This is a genomic window from Proteus sp. ZN5 (assembly GCF_011046025.1).
GTDB lineage: Bacteria > Pseudomonadota > Gammaproteobacteria > Enterobacterales > Enterobacteriaceae > Proteus.
The window spans coordinates 2,260,451-2,283,650 of sequence record NZ_CP047639.1 but is presented as its reverse complement, the minus strand read 5'-3'; the positions used below and the strand labels follow the sequence as shown (position 1 = coordinate 2,283,650).

General features: G+C 41.1%; 22 protein-coding genes. 3 read left to right on the top strand and 19 right to left on the bottom strand.

Annotated features, from left to right (window positions below; all coding sequences use genetic code 11):
• Positions 1–7: 7 nt before the first annotated feature.
• The 11 genes from flgL to flgB form a co-directional block, all read right to left on the bottom strand.
• Positions 8–952 (bottom strand): flagellar hook-associated protein FlgL, encoded by a 945-nt coding sequence (gene flgL / locus GTK47_RS10490; protein ID WP_165123030.1) that lies wholly within the window; start codon positions 950–952, stop codon positions 8–10.
• A gap of 31 nt (positions 953–983) precedes the next feature.
• The gene (flgK, locus tag GTK47_RS10485; RefSeq protein ID WP_165123028.1) at positions 984–2,639 is read right to left on the bottom strand and encodes a flagellar hook-associated protein FlgK; all 1,656 of its coding nucleotides are present in this window, start codon (positions 2,637–2,639) and stop codon (positions 984–986) included.
• A 117-nt stretch (positions 2,640–2,756) separates the two neighbouring features.
• Positions 2,757–3,743, bottom strand: a complete 987-nt coding sequence (gene flgJ / locus GTK47_RS10480) for a flagellar assembly peptidoglycan hydrolase FlgJ (protein ID WP_165123027.1) — start codon at positions 3,741–3,743, stop codon at positions 2,757–2,759.
• A complete protein-coding gene (locus tag GTK47_RS10475) occupies positions 3,743–4,849 on the bottom strand; it encodes a flagellar basal body P-ring protein FlgI (RefSeq protein ID WP_165123015.1) in 1,107 nt (368 codons plus the stop codon). Before GTK47_RS10475 ends, flgJ begins: the two co-directional genes overlap by 1 nt.
• A 14-nt stretch (positions 4,850–4,863) precedes the next feature.
• A complete protein-coding gene (locus GTK47_RS10470; protein ID WP_075673030.1) occupies positions 4,864–5,607 on the bottom strand; it encodes a flagellar basal body L-ring protein FlgH in 744 nt (247 codons plus the stop codon).
• Between the two features lie 63 nt (positions 5,608–5,670).
• On the bottom strand, positions 5,671–6,453 hold the full coding sequence (flgG, locus tag GTK47_RS10465; RefSeq protein ID WP_072068525.1) for a flagellar basal-body rod protein FlgG: 783 nt from the start codon (positions 6,451–6,453) through the stop codon (positions 5,671–5,673).
• Between the two features lie 19 nt (positions 6,454–6,472).
• Positions 6,473–7,228, bottom strand: coding sequence for a flagellar basal body rod protein FlgF (locus GTK47_RS10460; RefSeq protein WP_088495218.1), 756 nt, complete (start codon positions 7,226–7,228; stop codon positions 6,473–6,475).
• A 21-nt stretch (positions 7,229–7,249) separates the two neighbouring features.
• Positions 7,250–8,476, bottom strand: coding sequence for a flagellar hook protein FlgE (gene flgE / locus GTK47_RS10455; protein WP_165123013.1), 1,227 nt, complete (start codon positions 8,474–8,476; stop codon positions 7,250–7,252).
• A gap of 27 nt (positions 8,477–8,503) precedes the next feature.
• Positions 8,504–9,334, bottom strand: a complete 831-nt coding sequence (locus tag GTK47_RS10450; protein ID WP_165123011.1) for a flagellar hook assembly protein FlgD — start codon at positions 9,332–9,334, stop codon at positions 8,504–8,506.
• A gap of 12 nt (positions 9,335–9,346) precedes the next feature.
• Positions 9,347–9,751 carry a flagellar basal body rod protein FlgC gene (flgC, locus tag GTK47_RS10445; protein ID WP_023581815.1) on the bottom strand — a complete coding sequence of 135 codons (405 nt, stop codon included), beginning with the start codon at positions 9,749–9,751 and terminating at the stop codon, positions 9,347–9,349.
• A gap of 10 nt (positions 9,752–9,761) precedes the next feature.
• Positions 9,762–10,172: a flagellar basal body rod protein FlgB gene (gene flgB, locus GTK47_RS10440; RefSeq protein ID WP_006533174.1), complete on the bottom strand. Its 411-nt coding sequence runs from the start codon at positions 10,170–10,172 to the stop codon at positions 9,762–9,764.
• 209 nt (positions 10,173–10,381) lie between these two features.
• Here flgB and flgA point away from each other — a divergent pair, with 209 nt between their 5' ends.
• The 3 genes from flgA (at position 10,382) to flgN (ending at position 12,343) form a co-directional block, all read left to right on the top strand.
• Entirely contained in the window at positions 10,382–11,038 is a 657-nt protein-coding gene (gene flgA, locus GTK47_RS10435; RefSeq protein WP_165123009.1) for a flagellar basal body P-ring formation chaperone FlgA, read from the top strand.
• 551 nt (positions 11,039–11,589) lie between these two features.
• Positions 11,590–11,889, top strand: coding sequence for a flagellar biosynthesis anti-sigma factor FlgM (flgM, locus tag GTK47_RS10430; RefSeq protein ID WP_099075771.1), 300 nt, complete (start codon positions 11,590–11,592; stop codon positions 11,887–11,889).
• Positions 11,890–11,902: 13 nt separating this feature from the next.
• On the top strand, positions 11,903–12,343 hold the full coding sequence (gene flgN / locus GTK47_RS10425; RefSeq protein WP_165123007.1) for a flagellar export chaperone FlgN: 441 nt from the start codon (positions 11,903–11,905) through the stop codon (positions 12,341–12,343).
• 383 nt (positions 12,344–12,726) lie between these two features.
• Here the strand turns inward: flgN and flhA are convergent, their stop codons facing one another.
• The 8 genes from flhA to GTK47_RS10385 all read right to left on the bottom strand — a co-directional run bounded on the left by flhA (position 12,727) and on the right by GTK47_RS10385 (position 22,850).
• A complete protein-coding gene (gene flhA, locus GTK47_RS10420) occupies positions 12,727–14,817 on the bottom strand; it encodes a flagellar biosynthesis protein FlhA (RefSeq protein WP_165123005.1) in 2,091 nt (696 codons plus the stop codon).
• A complete protein-coding gene (gene flhB, locus GTK47_RS10415) occupies positions 14,810–15,958 on the bottom strand; it encodes a flagellar biosynthesis protein FlhB (protein WP_165123003.1) in 1,149 nt (382 codons plus the stop codon). Before flhB ends, flhA begins: the two co-directional genes overlap by 8 nt.
• A gap of 422 nt (positions 15,959–16,380) precedes the next feature.
• Complete coding sequence (cheZ, locus tag GTK47_RS10410) at positions 16,381–17,037, bottom strand: protein phosphatase CheZ (protein ID WP_075673040.1); 657 nt, start codon at positions 17,035–17,037, stop codon at positions 16,381–16,383.
• Positions 17,038–17,046: 9 nt separating this feature from the next.
• Complete coding sequence (cheY, locus tag GTK47_RS10405) at positions 17,047–17,436, bottom strand: chemotaxis response regulator CheY (RefSeq protein WP_023581807.1); 390 nt, start codon at positions 17,434–17,436, stop codon at positions 17,047–17,049.
• Between the two features lie 59 nt (positions 17,437–17,495).
• Positions 17,496–18,548 carry a chemotaxis response regulator protein-glutamate methylesterase gene (locus tag GTK47_RS10400; protein WP_100160431.1) on the bottom strand — a complete coding sequence of 351 codons (1,053 nt, stop codon included), beginning with the start codon at positions 18,546–18,548 and terminating at the stop codon, positions 17,496–17,498.
• A complete protein-coding gene (gene cheR / locus GTK47_RS10395) occupies positions 18,541–19,431 on the bottom strand; it encodes a protein-glutamate O-methyltransferase CheR (RefSeq protein ID WP_023581805.1) in 891 nt (296 codons plus the stop codon). The genes GTK47_RS10400 and cheR overlap by 8 nt, the downstream gene beginning before the upstream one ends.
• Before the next feature lie 6 nt (positions 19,432–19,437).
• Complete coding sequence (locus GTK47_RS10390) at positions 19,438–21,084, bottom strand: methyl-accepting chemotaxis protein (RefSeq protein ID WP_165123001.1); 1,647 nt, start codon at positions 21,082–21,084, stop codon at positions 19,438–19,440.
• A gap of 59 nt (positions 21,085–21,143) precedes the next feature.
• Positions 21,144–22,850: a methyl-accepting chemotaxis protein gene (locus GTK47_RS10385; RefSeq protein ID WP_165122999.1), complete on the bottom strand. Its 1,707-nt coding sequence runs from the start codon at positions 22,848–22,850 to the stop codon at positions 21,144–21,146.
• Between the last annotated feature and the right edge of the window lie 350 nt (positions 22,851–23,200).

Sequence of the window (23,200 nt, the reverse complement as noted above, 5' to 3'; positions counted from 1 at the left end):
TAAATAATTAGCGATACATTTTGAACATCGACATATCTTTCATGTCGTTAAAGACTTTATAAGAAGCCTGTAATACAGACTCTTCTTGGTAATAATCTGAAATCGCTTGTGTCCAATCTAATTCACGCAGTTCGCTTAAACGTTTTGCGTTTCTTAACGACGTATCTGCCCCTAAATCATCCAAATTATCAAGTTCTTGAAGTTGTAAACCTAATTTAGCTTCTACACTTGAAATATTATTTAAGGTTGCACGATTAACACGGTTTGCGGCATCAATTTTTTCTAATGCAGCATCGCGATCAGCTTGTGGCTTACCTGCTAAAGGTTCACGTAACGCAGTGATAGCACCATCTAATGCTTCAAAAATATCTGGAGCAGTCCCTTTACTACCTGAAGATTGTAATGTTTCGATCCCTGTAAAGTTAGTGACCATTTCAATATTACTATCTACTTTTTGGGTAATTTGCTTATCACCACCTTCATAGGTGATTTTGCCTGTTGCATCAGCCACAAAAGGTGGTTTATCTGATTGGAAACCAGCAAAAATATAACGGCCAACACCATCTTTTGTGTTACCAATACCCACTAACTGATCTTTTAAACCTTGTAATTGATCAGCAAGGGATGAACGGTCTTCATCACTTAATGTCGCATCATTACCTGCCGCAACCAGCGTTTCTTGGATTTTAGTCGAGATATTAACCATTTGGCTTGCTAAGCTCATTTGCAAAGACATACTGTTTTTTGCAAATCCACGCGCTGTCGCATACTGCTGGTTACGCGATTCAGATTGTTTAACCATTACCGCTTGAGAAGCCGCCATTGGATCATCTGATGGTTTTTCAACACGACGACCACTGGAGATTTTATTTCCTTCAGTCATCCATTTGCTTTGTGAACTGGTAATATTGTCCACACGCTGGCTAAAAATTTGATTTGAACTTAAACGCACAGTGATATTCCTTATTCTGATGAAGGGTTACTTAGAAAACTTGCATAATGGCATCAAACATACTGTTTGCAGTTTGAATAACTTTTGCATTTGCCATGTAGTATTCTTGAATGCGATACATCTCACCGTACTCTTCATCCAAGTTCACACCAGAAACAGACTGTTGCTGTTCTACAATACTTTTAGTGATAGAAACCTGAGCATCGAAGTCAACTTGCGCAGTATTTACTTTGTTACCGACCATACTGATCAGTGAACCATAGCCACCAGCAATTGTTGTTTTGCCATCAATGATTTTTTCATCAGGTAACTCAAACAGTTTTTTCATGTTTTCGTTATCACTTGGTGCCGTTTCACCGTCCGCATTTAACGAACCCGCAGCAGCAATTTTGCTTGGATCAGTTACCGCAACTTTCATATCTGCAATCACATTACCCACAGATTGAACAACGATAGAATCACCTTCTTGTGCTGTACCATTTACCTTGATGCTCATGCCTTCGAATTTTAATTCACCGGTTGTAGCATCAGGAGTTGCTTCAAATTTACGATTACCCGGCTCTACCGTGACGTTCCATTTGCCACTTTCATACTTAACTGTATATTCGGCTGCTTTAACTTGTTTCGTATCTGTATATTCAACAGTAAAATTAGCATCACCTTTATTTTTACCGTTAGGCATCACATGAGCACCACCAAGGTCGAAGAATTTATCGCCTTTCTTACCATCTAAATCAAAACCTTGCTCATGTTGTTTATTAAATTGATCACCCAACACTAATGCTAATTGATTTAATTGGTTACGGCTTGGATCTAACACTTCTTCACGGCTACGATATGCACCGCCAAGTTCGCCACCTTTAATACGTTTTGCATCCACTTCACGAACTTCATCAATACCGTTGCTATAACCAATAACAAGGCGTTCGCTATTTTTATTTGATGGAATAGCAGAAACTTCATAAGAGCGAGTACCAGATACTAATGGCAAACCATTAGCAAATGTGACGTTAACAAAACCACCGTCTTGTTGAGTCACTTGAACATCAACCAATGTGTTTAGTTCTTGAATTAAACGATCACGTTGGTCTAATAAGTCGTTAGGATCAGCGCCATTAAAGCCTTTAGAACGACTAATTTCGTTATTTAGTTTTGCGATCTGTTTTGTATATTCATTGATATTTTTAGAGGTGTTAGTTACCTGACTATTAATATCTTTTTCTAGATCACGCAATGATTGGTCTGCTTTAGCAAACATATTAACCATTGCTTCCGCTTTACCAATAACCGTTGTACGAGCAGGATTATCTTCTGCGTTATTGGTTACGTTGGGTAAGCTGGTAAAAAATTCATCAATTGCGCTTGATACGTCATTCCCTTTATCTGCTAACAAATCATTAATTTGTGAGATATTTTGGGTATAGCTATTAAGTGCACTTTGTTTTGACATTGCACGGTTCATTTGACCAGCAAGGAATTCGTTATACTCACGATGAATACGACTAACATTAACACCATTACCGATATAACCATTACCGGTCATTGTGCCGCTGTTTTCATTAAAAACAGTCATTTGGCGGTTGTACCATTTTACATGTTGGTTAGCGATATTATTACTCACAGTGCTCATCGCAGCTTGTGCCGCATTAAGTCCGCTCATCGCTGTATTAATTAAACTGTTGGACATTTGTCTATCCTTTTACGTTTAGTCATCACCCGTATGCACGGAGCATAACTGGCAAGTTGAATGGATGCTCTGGTCTTTATTATCGGTTCTTCCCCTCTAAACTTGAGGGGAAAATGATTAAAATAGGTCGCTTAAATCGTGAGTATACGTTTTAGCAACTTGCTCACCACTTCCTTTTAATTGACCAATAATTGAAACCAGTTTTTTCGCATAACCTGGATCGGTGGCATAACCCGCTTCTTGAATACGGTAAGCCGCTTGTTCAGGGGTTTGAGCTTGAGGTACTTTGGCGTAACGAGGGCTTTCAGTGATAAGTCTGAGGTAATCTTGAATAGCTTCAACATAGGAGCCATAAACACGGAAATTATCACGCATTTTAATCGATTTACCCTCAATCACTTCGGTTGTCATGATATTCGTGACAGGTCCTTTCCAGCTACTTCCTGCTTTGATACCGAACAGGTTATAACTTGGTTTGCCGTCGCCCGTTAGAATTTCACGCTTACCCCAACCTGATTCAAGCGCGGCTTGAGCAACAACTAAAAGATGGTGTACACCCGTACCTTCTGTGGCTTGTTTCGCAGGTCCTAACAGTTTTGATGCAAAAGAAGCACTACTTTCAGATAAGCCCTTAAGCTTACCAATCGTGCTTTCAACTGCATTTTGATAAGGCTGCATAGCACGATAAATTTGCCCCAAGGCTTGTGTTGGCATGGATTGAAAAATATCACTACCATCTAATGGCATCGGTGTTTTACCCGCCATTTCGCTAGGGTCCATCGTGACTTTGGCAGAAAGTTGTTTTTCTATCATGTCAGCAAAGCCCAAGCCTTTTTGTGATAAGTCTTGAGCGATTTGTTGATCATAAAGAGAGGTGTACATCTTGGTACTTTCTGAGTTAAACATGCTTTCTTGAGGAATAGCATCACGCATGCTTTTTAACATCATTTGAACGAAAACACCTTCAAGTTGCTGCGCCACTTGGCGCAGCCCTTGCTGATCAGCATTTTGTCCAACCTGATATTTAAGTTTATTCAATGCATTACTATCATATGCTGGCGCTGACATCGCTGGCATTGAAGAAAGCAGAGATAAATCTTTCATCAGATAATCTCCAATCTCGCACGTAAGCAACCCGCGCTTTCCATTGCTTGCAAAATTGACATTAAATCTGTTGGTGTTGCACCAAGTGCATTTAATGTGCGGATCACTTCGTTTAAGCTTGCGCTTGCATTCACTTGCTGTAATGAGCCACCTTGTTCACTCATATTCACGCTGGTATTACGCGTTACAACAGTGCTACCACCCGCAAACGGGGTATTAGGCTGGCTTACATTGACTTGGCTATCAACCGTAACGGAAAGGTTGCCTTGAGCAATCGCACAGCTTCCTAATGTCACATCACGATTCATAACAACAGAACCCGTTCTTGCATTGATGATCACTTTCGCATCTGCAACAACACGTTTAATTTCAAGATTCTGTACTTCAGCCAAAAAGCGTACTTGTTCACTTTTACCAATAGGAACACGCAGTTGAACTGTACGAGCATCTAAAGGAATAGCAGTACCCACACCTCGTAATTTATTAACCGTATCAGAGATATGTTGTGCCAAAGTGAAGTTTTCTTCGTTCAGTTGAAGATTCAGCAGACCTGTTTGACCAAATTGCGAAGGTAGTTCACGTTCAATAATCGCGCCACTACTGATGCGTCCACCCGCTAACTGATTCACTTTAACACTATTACCACCTGCAGATGCACCTGCTCCCCCGACAATAATATTGCCTTGTGCTAAAGCATAAACCTGATTATCAACACCTTTTAATGGTGTCATCAGCAACGTACCACCACGTAAGCTTTTTGCATTACCTAAGGATGAAACAACAACGTCGATGGATTGCCCTGTACGACCAAAAGGCGGTAATTTTGCAGTTACCATTACCGCAGCAACGTTTTTCAATTGCATATTGGTGCCGGGTGGTACTGTGATCCCCAATTGTGAGAGCATGTTATTCAGACTTTGCGTGGTAAACGGGGTTTGCATTGTTTGGTCACCCGTTCCATCTAATCCCACGACCAAACCATAACCAATCAGCGCATTTTCTCTTACCCCTTCAACAGAGGTGAGATCCCTGATCCGTTCGGCATGAGCGGAAAAACCGACACATGTCATCACGATAAAGAAAAGGCTCATCGCTATTTTTTTCATCTGGACCCTACTCATTAAAAAGGTGATACATTTAAGAAGAAGCGTTGTAGCCATCCCATAGACTGTGCTTCATTGATATAACCGTCTCCGATATATTCAATACGCGCATCAGCAACTTGGGTTGAATTTACGGTATTAGTACCACTGATAGTTCTTGGGTTCACAACACCTGAGAAACGGATAAATTCAGTACCTTGATTGATAGCGATTTGCTTTTCGCCAATAACATGTAGGTTTCCATTGGCAAGGAGCTGATCGACGGTAACTGTAATGGTGCCTTTAAAGGTATTGTTCGCATTTGCGCCACCTTTACCGCCAAAGTCACTGTTTCCTTCCATGCTCATATCTGTACGTTTATTACCAAATATCCCTTCTAAGAATCCCGGCGTAATCGCAGCAAGGAATCCTGCTTTACCATTACGACTGGCATTTGCAGATGAGTTTTTGCTTGCACTGACATTCTCTTGCAATGTAATCGTCAGCGTATCGCCTATATTTCGAGGACGTCTATCTTCAAATAAAGGTTGATAGCCAAAATAAACAGGCTGAGTTGCCTGAAAAATAGAGCCATTGGGTGCCGGTGCAGTCGGTGCCGTTGGAACCGCCGTTGTATTACCTTCTACTAACGGTTTTTTGGGTATATATGCGCATCCCGACAGTGTCAGTACCAACAGGGCGGTACCTAAACGTTGATGACGACGCCATCTGACACTAAGCTTTCTTGCCCCAGAATTGTCAGTAATGACCTTTGTATCCATCTTCGATACTCTTTTAGTAATACGCCTGACAGGAAACCCTGTCAGGCTAATGAACAAACGAAATTAGAGTTGCGTTAGTTTCTGTAACATCTGATCAGATGTTGAAATCGCTTTACTGTTAATTTCATAAGCACGTTGAGTCTGGATCATATTGACCAACTCTTCAGCTACGTTAACGTTAGAGGTTTCAACATATCCCTGATACAACAAGCCTGCGCCGTTGATACCTGGGGCATTTTCAGTAGGTGCGCCAGAACTTGCGGTTTCTAAGTACAAGTTTTCACCCACACTTTCTAATCCGCTGTCATTAATAAAGGTAGTTAGTGTCAATTGACCCACTTGTTGTGGAGCTGGATCACCTTCCATTTCAACACTGACTGTACCATCACGACCAATCATCACTTTCTTCGCAGTATCAGGCAGAATAATTGCCGGTACGACTTGGAAACCACTGGTGGTGACTAATTGACCATTTTGGTCCATTTGGAATGCGCCATCACGGGTATAAGCGTCTGTGCCATCAGGTAACTGAACATGGAAAAAACCCTGTCCTTTAATCGCCACATCACGTGTTCCGTTTGTTGGCGCTAAGTTACCTTGGCTATGTAAACGTTCGGTCGCAACCGGACGAACACCCGTACCAATTTGTAAACCTGAAGGTGCATTCGTCTGTTCTGATGTCATTGCACCCGGTTGACGAATTGTTTGATACAGCAAATCTTCGAAAACCGCACGTTGGCGTTTAAAACCATTGGTGCTGACGTTTGCGAGGTTGTTGGAAATCACATCCATGTTTGTCTGTTGTGCATCCAACCCAGTTTTAGCAATCCATAAAGAACGGATCATGGTTTTCCCCTTACACTATTTAACTCAGTGATAGCAATTGGTTAGCTCGTTGCGCATTATCATCAGCGCTATGAATAACCTTCATTTGCATTTCGAAACGTCTTGCGTTTGCTATCATATCGACCATGGCTTCTGCTGGATTAACATTACTGCCTTCTAACACACCAGCTAGCACCTTCACGCTATCATCAGCAGGTAATTGCTCACCCGCTCGCACTGTTCCTTGTTGTGATAAATGGAATAAACCATCATCGCCACGAACTAAATCGTTTTGCTCTGGTTTTACCATTTTCAGGCGACCAATTTGACCCAGCATTTTTGGTGGATCAGTAGGTACATGCGCAGTCACAATACCGTTGTTGGCAATACTGACATTGGCTTGAGCCGGCACTTCAATCGCACCGTTATCGCCCATTAACAAACGTCCTTGTACCATCAACATGCCGTCAGCGTTACGTTGGATATTCCCGTTTCGGGTATAGGCTTCTGTGCCATCTTCAAGCTGAACCGCTAAATAGCCGTTATCACTTAACGCAACGTCCATTGATCGACCGGTATAGTTCATCGTTCCTTGACTCTGATCGCTACCTGGCGTTGAGGCTACCGTTAATGTACGAGTCGGTAAGGTATCGCCATTGACAGGTACGGCTCGCATTGCACTAAGCTGCGCTTTGAATCCCGGCGTTGATGCGTTTGCTAAGTTGTTCGCCACGACAGCTTGATTTTCCATCGAATGTCTGGCGCCGCCCATCGCGGTATAAATCACATGATCCATAACAGATTATTTCCGGCGTTATTAGCGCAAGCTAACCAGAGTCTGCAGGATCTGATCCTGAGTCTTGATGGTTTGTGCGTTTGATTGATAGTTACGTTGAGCAACGATCATGTTAACTAACTCTTGGCTCATATCCACGTTAGATGCTTCTAATGCGTTATTGGTTAATTTGCCGAATACACCAGAGCCAGCAACACCGACGATTGGTGAACCTGAACCGTTAGTTTCAGACCACATGTTGTCGCCTTGTGAGCTTAAACCACCTGCGTTTGCAAAGTTAGCTAATGCGATTTGACCAACAACTTGGCTTTGTTGGTTTGAGTAAGTCGCCATGATTGAGCCATCTTGCTCAATACGGAAGTTGGTGAATTCACCCGCTTGATAACCGTTTTGCGCTAATTTAGATACACTTGATTCAGAGACTTTTTGCTGGGTACTGCCAGTGAAATCAAATTCGATAGTACCCACAGCCGAGCCATTCAAAGAGGCAATATTCATATCGGTCTTTGTATAACTCTCTAACACCCCTGCATTGGTATATTTTAAAGTGCCTAAATCTTGATGAGGCGTTGGCGCACCACCTGCTAATTTAGTTGACGTATCTTGCCCATAAACTTTCCATTCATTGTCATTAGTTTTTACAAAGAATAAGTTCAGGTTATGTTCATTACCTAAGCTATCGTAAGTGGTAACGTTAGTACTGAAGTTATAAGTATCACCATCTTTAGAATCAAATGGCGCTTTAACGGGTTTCTCTTCACCTGAATTCAGGTTAACCGCCATATTGATTTTATCTGTTGCACTGGCATTCATCATATCGGTAGGAATAACGATAGGTGTTGGTGTCGCCCCTTTTTGAACAACATTTTTACCATCAACAACTTGTACTGGATAACCTGTTACACGCATACCTTGCATATTGGTCAGGAAACCGTCTTTATTTTTACCAAATTCACCGTTACGTGAATAGAAAACACCGCCATTTTGGTCTTCAATGCGGAAAAAACCACCGCCAGAAATTGCCACATCTGTTGGACGGTTAGTGGTTGTGATACTACCGTCTTTAAAGTTTTGGCTAATGCCTGCAACTTTAACACCCAGACCTGCACCTGAACCGGCGAAAACGTCTGCAAAAGAAACGTTTGCACCTTTAAAACCGTAGGTTGCAGAGTTAGAAATATTGTTACCGATAGTATCTAAGTTAGCGGCTGCTGCGTTTAAACCACTTACTGCTTGTGAAAAGGACATGCGCCCTCCAAGTTGAATATGTGTTAGTTAAAGAACCTGACGAATTTCATCCAATGAAACGGTATTACCTAAGCCAACATCAAGGCGGGCACCACCATCCACCATGGACACACTATTCACCAGCGCATAATTCAGTGTCTTAACAGGGACCTGAGCATCATTAAGCGTGGCGTTAACGGTAAATTTATAGCTTCCCGGTGGAACAGGATTGTCATTTTCATCAGTGCAATCCCAAGAGAAGTTATAAACATCCGGTAGCATCTTTTTGTCCATATTGATTGTACGAACGGTCACACCACTCGCATTGGTGATGTTTATCGTAAGAGAATCGGTTGGACTGAGTAATTCAAAACCAAAAGGTGTTGAAAAAAGGTGTTCACTGTCAGGCGTATTTGGATCCGTATCATCTGTTTTATACGTTCCCATTTGCTGACGTGTTTTTTCATTTTGAGTGTCAGGTGTTGGAATTGTGCCATTCCCATCACCGGGTTTTTCAGTCTCACCGTTACCGTCGGTTGGCTGAAAGACAACAATTTTATTCCCAGAAACCATAACACCTCGTCCCACCAGTGAAGAGGCTTTTAACGCCTGACTTTGGTCAATCTGCCCAACAATGTTATTCACTGTTTTATTCAGTGTTTCAATGCCTTCAACGGTTGAAATTTGAGCTAATTGGGAAGTTAACTCATTATTTTGCATTGGGTTTGTTGGATCTTGATTTTTCATCTGGGTGATGAGAAGTGTCAGGAAATTCCCTTTAATATCATCACTACCACTTTTTTTCGTATGGTATGAAGAAGGTGCATCCCCGATAATAGTATTATCATAAGGTTCATTCATTGAGGCGGAAATACCCACAATTTATTCTCCCTATTGACCTATCATCAGTGTTTTTTGCATCAGCGATTTTGCCGTGTTCATCACTTCGACGTTAGCTTGGTAGCTTCTTGATGCAGAGATGGTATTAATCATTTCACCTACAACATCAACATTCGGCATACGTACATACCCTTTTTCATCGGCAAAAGGGTGTCCCGGCTGATATTCCATACGAAATGGTGCAGGATCATCCACCACTTCAGTAACACGAACCCCGCCAATCTCTTGGCCGGCTGGTGCATTTACCTGAAAAACAACCTGCTTTGCACGATATGGGTCGCCATCTGGACCCGCAACACTGTCAGCGTTTGCCATATTGCTGGCACTCACGTTTAAACGCTGTGATTGCGCTGAAAGTGCTGAACTTGAAATATCGAAAATACTAAATAAAGACATGCTCTTTACCCTACTGTTGCAATACAGCCATCATGCTTTTAACTTGCGAGTTAATAAATGTCACATCAGCCTGATACTTAAGGCTATTGTCAGCAAAATTACTACGTTCCATGTCCATATCCACGGTATTACCATCCATCGCAGTTTGGTGAGGTACGCGATAGAGTAAGTCCGCTTCTAAGCGATAACCGGGTTTGATCGGGATATGGCGTTCAGATGTCATAGCCAATTGCATGCCATGACTACCGGTGCGTCCATTTTCAATGGTTTTCTTCAATTCAGAAGCAAAATCAATATCACGAGCCTGAAAGCCTGGGGTATCTGCGTTAGCGATATTCGCAGCGAGAATTTCTTGGCGTTTATTGCGTATTGAGAGCGCTTCTTGTTGAAAATGAAACGTATTTTCTAATTTATCGAGCATCTTCTATCCTTGGTGGCTAAGCCACTTATCTCAGCTGATAAAACAATTTCAGTTGACAGAATAAACGCTCAAAAAAAAGATGATTGGAGGAATAGGCGTAAATTGGATTGCTATTTATGCGTTTAAGGCGTGTAAAGTCGATGTACACTGTTATTGCTAAATAATGACAAACACACAATTAGCATCAACTCTGTAAGGTGATACAAATTATGTTAGTTAGAACTCTTATCGGTCTATTTTCTTTTTTCTTTATGGTGAATGTGAGTGTCGCGAAATCACTTCCTGAAGAACTACAAGATTTCTTTGTCGCACTGCATCAACAAGGTGATAAAGTGACTGTGACAGTTTTAACACCAGAAGAGAAATGGCCTGTCTGCCAAACACAAGAGATCCAACGTCATGCTGGTTCTCGTAATTGGGGGCGTCTTTCAATCCCAATTCAGTGTGATAAACAACGTCGTTTTATTCAAATTGATGTTAGCGTTAATGGTGAATATTTAATCGCGAAAAAAGACATTAATCGTGATGATATGATTGAAACTTCTGCCGTTAGCATGGCAACGGGCGAATTAGAAAAATTACCTTATGATGTATTACGTGATCCGGCATTAATTAAAAATGCGATCGCAATGCGACAAATATCCGCAGGAAAACCGTTAACGTCCACAATGGTTCGTCGCCCTTGGGCTATTTTGGCAGGACAAACTGTCACTGTATTTGCTCAAGGTCCTCACTTTCAAGTCCGTTATGAAGGTAAAGCCGTCAACAATGCGGTCGCCAATGAGAGCATTCGAGTAAGAGTTAAATCAGGCCAAATTGTCACTGGTGAAGCACTTGAAAATGGCTCTGTACGCATCCCTCTTTAATCGATTAAAAAGCTGATAAGTAGAATAAGCCTATATTGAATTGCTTGTTACCCGTTTCAGTTATGGCAAACCAAGGTAAACTCTTCTGCGTTACAATTTGAACAAAAACTGTATTTGTATACATTTTTTACTCTAAATAATTTAAGTTACAAATGAACGAATCGCTAGGAGCATATATAAGTATGTGACTAGTGTGAGTGAATGCAGTCAACAACGCTACAACTTAAAGTATGACGAGTAATACTCTAAATAATTTAAGATGTAGCTAGGCGACAAATGAACGAATCGCTAGGAGCATACATAAGTATGTGACTAGTGTGAGTGAGTGCAGTCAACAACGCTACAACTTAAAGTATGACGAGTAATGGGACTAGTGCGAATGAGCGTAGCCAACAACGCTACAACTTAAAGTATGACGAGTATAACGACTAAGATTAAAGTTTTTAATTCTATAGCCGATATAAAGAAACAAGATGATAGGCGAAAACACATAGGTTGTTTTACAATGGCTTCATCTGACTATTAATTGATGCCTAACAAAGGATTTTCCTATGAGTATTGAACGCGCGAATCCACTGCTTCCGATTAATGCAATTGCACAACGCAACCCAAGTGAAGTCACACAGGGTTCACGTAAATCGGGAACAACTGAACAAAAAACTGCAACAGGCGACACTTCTGTAAAACTGAGTGAAGCGCAGAAAAAACTTGTTCAACCAGGAAATAAAGACATTAACGTTGAGAAAGTTGCTCGCTTAAAAGAAGCAATTGCCAACGGAACATTAACCATGGACAGCGGTAAAATCGCGGATGCTCTTTTCCGTGAAGCTGCTGAAAGCATAACTCAATAATATCTTAATGATTATGATGGAAGAACTCCGCCAGACTTTAGATCTTCAATTATCGCAACTTAATACCATTGCAAGTATTTTACGTGCTGAACAACAGTTATTATGCGCAGGTAATATTAATATCAATGCCCTGCATGAAGTAACTGAACAGAAGAATTTTGTCTTATCAGCTTTAGGTCATACAGACCAACAGCGTCATACGCTAAGCCTACAAGCCGGTGTAGAAAAACCTTATGCAGGGTTGCCGTTCTTATCTGATTTATGGACACAGATAATAGACATTACGGCGGAGTTAAAATATCTGAATCAACATAACGGATTACTGCTCGATCAACATATTTCTCGTAATAGTGATGCTATCCGTTTTTTGCAGAAGAACCACAGCCCAACCCTTTATGGTTCTGATGGGCAAGCGCAGCGTTCAACACTGGCTGGGCGTAAAATTCAGGTTTAGGTTTTCTCGATAATTATCAGAATTCGCACGATACGCCATCAATATTGATGGCGTTTTGCTTTGCAGATAAAACACTACTCACTTTAAACCAGCAACAGAAGATCATATACGCTATTATCTATCATCTTCCTGTGACACTTCATTTCGCTTATCTAAACCTTTACTCTCATTTGGCTCTTGATTATCACATCATGATTGTGCTTTTTATAACGCTAAAATAGATAACTTAGTGATATCTATTTATTGATGCACCTTGCCATCAATAAACCGTTAATACTCTTCCTACTCTCTATCCCATTACACCCTTCAGTTATATCAACATATAAAAAAGGCCACTTAATAAAGTGGCCTTGGCTTTAATAACAGTTTATCAGTGAGAATGATTAATGAGGTTGTCCACCAATCATCGACGTCATACGAATGCGGCGACCTTCACTGACTTCCATATTCGACAATACGGCTAATTGTGGCAGGCTACGGCGTAAGAAACGTGACAATAATGAACGCAACGCATGATTCACTAATAATACAGGAGCACCACCGGACATCTCTTGGTGACGCACTGCATCCGCTGCTTGTTGCTCAATATTCTCAGCCAGCCCAGGCTCTAAACCACCGCCACTTTGCATTGCTTGAACAAGAATACGCTCTAAACTCGCATCTAAACCAATGACTTGAATTTCATCTTGATCGCCAAACCAGTGTTGTGTGATCGCACGGCGAAGTGCAACACGAACAACGGCTGTTAATTCTGCGGGATCTTTCTGCTCTGGCGCGTGCTCTGCTAAAGCTTCTAATATGGTTCTCATATCACGAATAGGCACTTGCTCAGACAGCAAATTTTGCAATACCTTGTGCAATACCGTAAGCGAAAGCATATCTGGGATCATATTTTCTGTCATTTTAGGGAGCTCTTTACTCACCCTATCAAACAACATTTGTGCTTCTTGACGACCAAATAATTCTGATGCGTATTTCGCTAATGCATGGTTAAAGTGCGTTGCAATAACAGTACTTGCAGCCACAACGGTATAGCCTTGAACCTGCGCTTGCTCTCTTAAGCTGTCATCAATCCAAACTGCGGGTAAACCAAATGCAGGCTCTTGAGTAATATCGCCATCTAAAGAGCCAACTGCATTACCCGGATTGATTGCTAACCAACGACCTGGATGCGCTTCACCGTGACCTATTTCAACCCCTTTCATTAGAATGCGATAAGAGGAAGGTCTTAATTCCATATTGTCTCGAATATGAACAACTGGAGGAAGATATCCCGTTTCCTGAGCAAACTTTTTACGAATGCCACTAATTCGACCTAACAACTCACCATTTTGGCGGTTATCTACCATTGGAATTAAGCGATACCCGACTTCCATTGCTAGTGGATCTTCAAGCTGTACATCTTCCCATGAAGCTTCAACAACACGGTTTTGTTTTTCAACTTCTTCCATCTCTTTTTGTTGTTGCACTTCAGGATTGGCGTTGCGGCGTAAGATATACCAACCTAATCCACCTAATGCAGCGGTGAAGAAAAGAAAAACAAAGTTAGGCATTCCCGGCACTAAACCTAACAGACCTAGCACACCTGCAGTTAACAGTAGAACACGAGGGTTATCAAACAGTTGGGTAACCATTTGTTGCCCAACGTCTTCGTCTGTTGCAACACGAGTAACAATAACACCCGCAGCTGTTGAGATAATCAATGCAGGAATTTGAGCAACCAGACCATCACCGATAGTTAAAAGGGTATAAGTCGTTGCTGCATCGTTTAGTGCCATTCCGTGTTGAGCGACACCGACGATAAGACCACCCACCACGTTAATCACAAGGATCATTAAGCCAGCGATGGCATCACCACGAACGAACTTACTCGCACCATCCATCGAACCGTAAAAGTCGGATTCTAATGAAACTTCTTTACGGCGTTTCTTTGCTTCGTCTTCGTTGATAATACCGGCATTCAGGTCAGCATCGATTGCCATCTGTTTACCCGGCATTCCATCTAACACGAAACGCGCACCTACTTCAGCAATACGTCCCGCACCCTTGGTGATAACCATAAAGTTAATCAAAATAAGGATGATAAAGACCACAATACCAATAGCAAAGTTACCGCCAACAAGGAAATGGCCAAAGGCTTCAACAACACGCCCTGCTGCTGCGGGGCCTGTATGTCCTTCCATTAAGATGATACGTGTTGAAGCAACGTTTAATGATAAACGTAACAACGTAGTAAACAGCAAAATAGTAGGAAAGGCAGCAAAGTCCAAAGTACGTCGAGTGAACATTGCGACCAACAGCACCATGATGGAGAGTGCGATGTTAAAGGTAAATAATAAATCCAATAGAAAAGGTGGCAATGGCAATACCATCATTGACAGTATCAACAAGATAAGCACTGGCCCTGCCAGTATCTGCCACTGAGAACTTTTCCAATTTCCCGGCAAGCGGAGTAATGAGGCCAAATTAGCCATGACGATTATCTTCTCCAGCAAAGTCCAGTGCGGGAGGCACTGGCAAGTTCATAGGTTGTTTAGGTTTTAAACCACCTTCGGTTTTCCATCGTTTCAGCTGATAAACCCAAGCAAGTACCTCTGCAACCGCAGCATAGAGGGTTGAAGGTATTGCATGACCTATTTCACTGTGACGATATAACGCCCTAGCAAGCGGTGGCGCTTCTAGAAGCGGAATTCGATTTTCTGCACCAATCTCTTTAATTTTTAACGCAATAGCCCCTGCACCTTTTGCTAAAACTTTAGGTGCAGTCATTTTGTCGTTATATTGCAGTGCAACAGCATAGTGTGTTGGGTTCGTAACAATAACGTCAGCTTTCGGTACATCCGCCATCATTCGACGGCGAGACATTGCCTGTTGTTGCTGACGGATACGCGCTTTAAGTTGCGGATCACCCTCTTGCTGTTTAAATTCATCTTTAATTTCTTGGCGCGTCATGCGTAGCTTTTTCAAATGGCTACGAATTTGGAAAATAATGTCGAATGCCACCATAGGGATCAGCATAAACACCGTGATATAGACGGCGAAAATCAGCAATTGCATCGCATTCGCTAACGCACTCAGTGGTGGAAGCGTGATCAGATGAAGAATATCGTTCCAGTTGTGCCATAAAAAAACGGTTGCAGCGATCCCCACAAAGGTTGATTTCAGTATCGCTTTAAATAACTCAGCTAACGCATTCATTGAAAAAATGCGCTTTAATCCAGAAATAGGGTTCCATTTTTTCGGATCAAATTTAATGGATTTGCTACTAAAGTTAATCCCGCCTAATAAGGCAGAGCCACCAATTGCCACAAGCACTAAACCCAAAAACACAGGTGATAACGCAAACACAGCTTGTTTAATCAAGCTGCCAAATCGAGGGATCAGCAAATTCTCATTACCAATAAGGTGATGATTAAACGTAAACCCTTCTGTTAACATGGCATGTAGCCCACGAGTGATAAACCCACCACTCATCCACAGCAAACTCACTCCACCCAAGATCATTAATACGGACGATAGCTCTTTAGAACGGACAATTTGTCCATCCTTTTTGGCTTTTTCCCGTTTATGGGGTGTGGGGTCCTCTGTTTTTTCGAGATCGCTATCTTCAGCCACAGTCTGTCCGATTTAGATATTGAGATTAAAAGCATGAATGAAATGACTCTAAGCATGACAAATTCAGAGGAAATTGATGGGCTGAACAATCGCAAATTTACGGGGCTTTTTGGGCTATGGCAGTATGTACTTTAAAAATAACCCAATGATAAAAATGGAGATATAGGCAATATTGACGATGATTGTAAGGAAGTCAGCAAAATTCACAGTAAAATTGAGCGATTCCGCTTTTGATGCTTATTTCAACAATTTCAAAAGCCGCTTAAAAAAAGCGGCTTACATTTTCTTCAATAGCGTGTGCTATTAAAGCATTATTACGTGATTTTTTATCCATAAAGTACATCATCCTAAAAGAGCTGAGCATAGAGCGAATGCGTCCTGCATATCTCAACGTCCTTATCGCCCTAAAACTCATTAGAAGGTTAGAAACCTAAACTTTCCAGTAAATCATCAACTTGATCTTGATTTTTGATCACACCAGCGTTGTTTTTATTAACCTGTGGACCATTTAATAAAGAGTCGGTCTCTTTCTTCACATTAGACTTTTCAAGTTGCTCTGGTGGCAGGTTTTCCATTAATACCATCACGAGTTGTTTTTCAATTTCTTGAACGACACTCATCATGCGTTTAATTACCTGGCCGGTCAGATCTTGGAAATCCTGCGCCATCATAATTTCCAATAACTGACTGTTAGTAAAAGCCGTACTCTCAGGGATATCCCGCAAATAATTGCGGGTATCGGTTACAAGAGAGCGTACATCTTTCAGCTCTTCTGGCTGTTCGAACCATTGGTCCCAACGTTCAGTAAGCTTAGTCGCATCGGAACTTAACGCATCCTGTTTAGGCTGCGCAGCTTCGACACAGTTCAATGTACGCTCAGCTGCCTGAGCGGTCATTTGAGCAACATAGTCCAGTCGTTCCCTAGCGTCAGGGATGGCTTCTGCTGCTTCGGCTATTGCTTTATCCAATCCTAATTCTCGCAAACTGTCGCGTAACATCCGCGTCAATTGTCCGATCCGGCTGATAATATCAGATGTCATTTCAATATTATCTTTCGGCATAATTGGATTCCCACTCATTGCGACTCCTTAGATGCCCAGTTTTTCAAAAATTTTATTTAGTTTTTCTTCAAGAATTGCTGCTGTAAAAGGTTTAACAACATATCCACTTGCACCAGCTTGCGCTGCTGCAATGATATTTTCTTTTTTAGCTTCAGCGGTTACCATAAGTACTGGTGTTGCTGCAAGTCCCGCGTCACTACGAATATTTTTAAGAAGCTCTAGACCATCCATGTTTGGCATGTTCCAGTCTGTGATCACAAAATCAATTGCCGAATTGCGTAATTTAGCTAACGCGTCAGCACCATCTTCTGCTTCTTCTACATTCGTAAATCCTAATTCCTTTAGCAAATTACGAACTATGCGGCGCATTGTTGAAAAATCATCAACCACTAAAAATTTCAGATCCTTACTTGCCATTGAAAACTCCTTCAAAATATATCGGCAAATTACTGTGTTGCTTTTTAAACTGAACTTAATCAGATACGCAATGATTGTGTGCTGCTGATTTTCATCAGCACCGCTTTACTCATTGCGCTTATGCTTTTCACTTCGTCTACTGCGCCTAATTCAACCGCAGCGCGAGGCATACCAAAGACGACACAACTCGCTTCATCTTGTGCAAAGGTATAACTACCAGCACGACGCATTTCTAATAAACCAGCAGCACCGTCACTTCCCATTCCGGTTAAAATTACACCGATAGCATTACGTCCCGCATATTTTGCGACAGACCTAAATAGCACATCGACAGAAGGACGATGACGGTTTACTGCGGGTTCTTTATTAATGTGGATCTGGTAGTTAGCACCATTACGACGAAGCTCCATGTGATAATCACCTGGCGCAATATAAGCATGCCCAGGCAATACACGTTCGCCATCTTCTGCTTCTTTTACACTAATTTGGCATAAACGATTTAATCGTTCTGCAAATGAGTGCGTAAACCCTGCTGGCATATGTTGCGTAATTAATATCGCAGGGCTGGTAATGGGTAATGGTTCTAGAAAATTACGAATAGCCTCTGTGCCACCAGTTGATGCACCTACAGCAATCAACTTTTCACTCGAAATCATCGGTGTAAATGACAATGATTTAGAAGGCGCTGCTTGTACTTCTCGGCGATTAATCCGTGCCAGTGCTGCGGCACGAATTTTCTCAGCAATCAGTTCACTATAAGCCATCATACCTTCACGCAAACCAAGCTGTGGTTTAGTCACAAAATCAACCGCACCCAGTTCTAACGCTTTTAACGTCACTTCTGAACCTTTTGCTGTTAATGATGAGACCATAACGACAGGCATTGGTCTTAATCGCATCAGTTTTTCCAAGAAATCAATACCATCCATACGTGGCATTTCAACGTCTAACGTTAATACCTGTGGGTTGTACTTTTTTATTAAGTCACGAGCCACTATAGGATCTGGTGCACAATCAACAACTTCCATATCGCTATGACTGTTGATGATTTCTCGCATGATTTGACGCATTAACGCCGAATCATCAACACAGAGTACCGTTATTTTATTCATAACCTCTCCTTGCTGGTGTCAGCCCGTAAACGGTATGCCCATGCAAGTAGAAATCCTTGCTAAGCTGGCTTACATTCTCAGAATGTCCAACAAACAGCATTCCGTCTGGCTTAAGTAATGAGGTAAAGCGGTTAAGTAAGGTTTGTTGTGTCGCTTTGTCAAAATAAATCATGACATTGCGACAAAAAATCGCATCAAAACTGCCTTCTAGATCCCATTGCTTGTCGAGTAAATTCAAATACTGAAAAGAGACCATCTCGCTAATTTGCTGTCTAATTTTCACGTATCCTTCAAAATCGCCGACACCTTTGAGAAAATATTTTTTCAAATATTCATCATTTAAAGTTTTAAGCTCTTCCTGTCGGTAAACACCTTTTCGTGCTTTATCCAACACATTAGTATCGATATCGCTGGCAATAATTTTGGTTTTATAAGGGTTATTCCCAAAAACATCGCGTAAAGTCATCGCAATTGAATAAGGTTCTTCTCCAGTAGATGCTGCTGCACACCATACTCGGTAGACGCCTCCTGCTCTTTTTCTGGCATGTTTAGCCAGAATAGGAAAATGATGCGCCTCCCTGAAAAATGCGGTGAGATTGGTTGTTAATGCATTTACAAACTCTTGCCATTCAGGGTTGCGTACATCACTTTTAAGAAACGCAAGATAGTCACCAAAGTTATTCATCCGTAATTCACGTAACCTCCTAGTGAGACGGTTATAAACCATCTCCCTTTTGTTGTTAGTCAGCACAATACCTGCCTTTTGATAAATCAATTGGCATATAGATTGGAACTGATCATCGGACAACATGAACCGTTGGGTAAAAATATCCAACGGTTGAGCAGCGATATCTGATAAGACTTCAGTAACATTACGTTTCATTGTTTTTTAATGGGTCTTTTTAAAAAATGATTTTTTATCTGCTTTTTTCAACCCATTACCTTCTAGGGATGAAGAATTATTATTCTCATCCGTGTCAGGCAACTCGAATGCCGATACAGCATCAACAAGGTTATTAGCCTGATCTTCCAATGCTGCGGCAGCAGATGCTGATTGCTCCACCAAAGCAGCGTTTTGCTGTGTCACCTGATCCATCTGACTGACTGCATCAGCAACTTGGTGAATACCTCGACTTTGTTCATCAGAAGCTGAGGCGATTTCTGCCATTAATTCAGTGACTTTATTTACTGATGTGACGAGTTCCTCCATTGTCTGCCCTGCATTATTAACGAGTTGAGAACCTTGAGAGACTCGTAAAACAGATTCATCAATCAATATTTTGATCTCTTTTGCAGCATCAGCACTGCGTTGAGCAAGGTTACGAACTTCTCCAGCAACAACAGAGAATCCACGCCCTTGTTCGCCTGCGCGCGCAGCTTCAACCGCTGCGTTAAGTGCTAATATATTGGTTTGGAACGCAATACCATCAATCACACTGATAATAGCCCCTATCTTTTGAGAACTTTGTGTAATCGCATCCATGGTTTCAACAACACTATGCGTGATTTGGCCACCACGTATGGCTGTTTCAGAAGCAGACTCTGCGAGCTTGCTCGCTTGCAGGGCGTTATCAGCATTTTGTTTTACCGTTGCTGTTAACTCTTCCATGCTTGCCGCAGTTTCTTCTAACGAAGCAGCTTGTTGTTCAGTTCTTGAGGATAAATCCGTATTTCCTTTGGAAATTTCTTGAATACCAGAATACATAGCATGACTGTTATCACGAACGATACGAATAGAACGCGCGAGCTCACCACGCATATCTCGTAGTCGTCTAAACACATCCCCTATTTCATCATCGGTAAAAACAAGAATTTCACGATTTAATTTACCGGTAGCAACATCATTAAAATAACGGCTTAAACTTGCGAAAGGTTTAATGATATTAAAACTTAACCAGCGATGAGCGGCGATTGATACAACAATAACCATCGCTATTGCACCGATAAACATCAAGATAGCAATAGTATAAGAGCGATGTCCTTGCTCTATAGATTCAGTAATTTCTGTCTGAACATAATTCATATAAGTGTTAAATGAATTTTCCATCGCAGTTTGATAACGTTCAGTTGGTTGATCTAAAAAACCTTGGAAGTTATCGTTTTTTAACATGCTATGTAATTCAGTTAATGCACCATATAAAACGTGGTAATCGTTTTTCACTGCTTCAACGATTTCTTTTTCTTCTGTTGGAATTGCCTCTTTATTGATATCAGCAAGGAAATTTTGAAAATGTGTATTCGCTATTTCCAAGCGTGAAAGTGCTATTGATTCAATAGATTGAATAAAATCCGTTGACTGTTCAGTTTTCACTGCGATTGCAACGCGATTAATCGCATTACGTGTTTGTATTAAAGATGCCCAACTTAATCCTAATTCATCTCGCTTAGATGTATCTATATCTACTCTGGTGATTTGTTCGTTATTCAAATGAACGATCCCTAGCGAAATACCACTAGAAATCACCTGCATAACGCAAAACATCATCAGCAATAAATAGAGACTGGTGGATATCTTTAATTTGCGAAACCTAAACATGCCTTCACCTCGTTTAAAGCGGTGGTTAAAAGCCACCGCTTGTCAGCCACTTGTTGTTGTTAGAAAGTTTCCCAGTTAGCGGGATCTTCAACACTGCTGCTCTTTTTCTTTTCTGAGGTTCCTGGTTTTATAAGTGGAGCAGCGGCTTTAACTACAGGGGTTGCATCCGATTCCTTTCTTTCTAGCGTTTTTTCTTCCTGACCCGGTAATTTGAAGATTGAAACTAAGCGGGTTAATGCAACTGCTTGATCTTCAAGACCAGCAGCAGCGGCTGCAGATTGTTCTACTAAAGAGGCGTTTTGCTGAGTGACGCGATCCATTTCAGAAACCGCAAGGCCAACTTGTGAAATACCTCGGCTTTGCTCATCTGATGCAGAAGCGATTTCGCCCATGATATCAGTAACACGCGTTACTGAATCCACGATGCGCGTCATCGTCTCACCCGCACTTTCAACGAGTACAGAACCCGTTTCAGTACGATTTACAGAATCTTCAATCAGTGTTTTTATTTCTTTAGCAGCTTCTGCACTTCTCTGTGCAAGGTTACGAACTTCACCGGCAACTACCGCAAATCCGCGACCATGCTCACCGGCTCTTGCTGCTTCAACAGCCGCATTCAGTGCCAAAATATTGGTCTGGAATGCAATGCCATCGATAACCGCTGTGATATCGGTGATTTTCTGAGAACTTCCGGCTATGTCGTGCATCGTTTGCACCACATTAGCAACAACTTTTCCGCCTTGGCGGGCAATATCTGAGGCATCATTAGCAAGGTTACTTGCTTGGCGAGCATTGTCTGCGTTCTGTTTTACGGTCGCCGTTAACTGTTCCATACTTGCAGCAGTTTCTTCTAACGAAGCCACTTGCTCTTCTGTACGAGCAGATAAATCATTATTTCCAGCAGCAATTTCACTTGTACTGTTATAAATGTTTTCTGTACTTTGATAGACACCACGAACGGTTTGAATAAGCTCTTGTTGCATATGTTTTAAACCATTCGCTAACAAGCTCATTTCATTACGGCCATTTACTTCGATATTTGGACGTAAATCACCTTCAGAGAAGGTTTTGATACTTAATAGAAGTGAATTTAATGGTCTAATTAAGGCATTACGTAATGCAAACCAGCATAAAATTAATGCCGAGATCACGATAATGGCTAATACAACCATAGTAATGACAGTGCGTTGGTGAGAAGCTTCTAGTGCCACATTTAACTCTTCGTTAAATTTCTCATTACGCATGACATAGGCAAGATATTCTTTATAAAAAGAGTCTTGATAACCCGTAGTTGGTTGCTCAAAAAAGTCTTTTAAGTTTTTATCTTGAAGTAAAATTTCCAGTTGGTTTAGTGCAGAATAATATTCGATAAAACGCCCTTTTAGGCTACGAACATCATCTTCTGAATGAACTTGATAAGCGGTGATATTCTTTTCAAATTCTTTAAATTTCTCATCTGCACGAGACATATTTTTACGAGCAAGACCCGTCAGATAGTCAACAGATAGAGAATCATCTACATTAAGATTTTTATCTTGTAATAAAAAGCTAATCGCAGCGCGGTTAATATTATTACGGGCTTGCAGCAAGTTAGCCCAGCTTTCATCTAGGCGCTCACGTTGATCCTGTATTATCAGTGTTTTATTAAGGTCATTTCTTGTCTCAACAATATTTGAGTAAAAAACTCCCCCTGAAATAAATTGCAAAACACCAAACAACAGAAGAATGGATAATAATCCAGTCACTATTTTCATTCGGCTAAACATAGTTTCCCTTTTTATAATAAACGGTAATGAGCAAGTTATCGGCAGACTTAAGAGAAACTTTATAGGTTTCATTTCGTCTTAGTCATGTTTTTGCCCCATTAGAAAGCGATGGTAATACTGTTTTTAATTAAAATTATAAGTATAAAAAACTTTAAAGTTATTTCCGTCAGTAGAAAAATATTACAGCTAGGTGATAGCTACTTATAAGTTAATAAATAATAAAGTAGAACTTAACTAAAATTATTAGTTCTTTTTTATCTTTTAATTTTACTTAAAGTTAATTTGATGCTTTAGCACTCGTTAATAAAATAAAAAAGATAGAAATAACTATTCCGGCAGAATTACCGGAA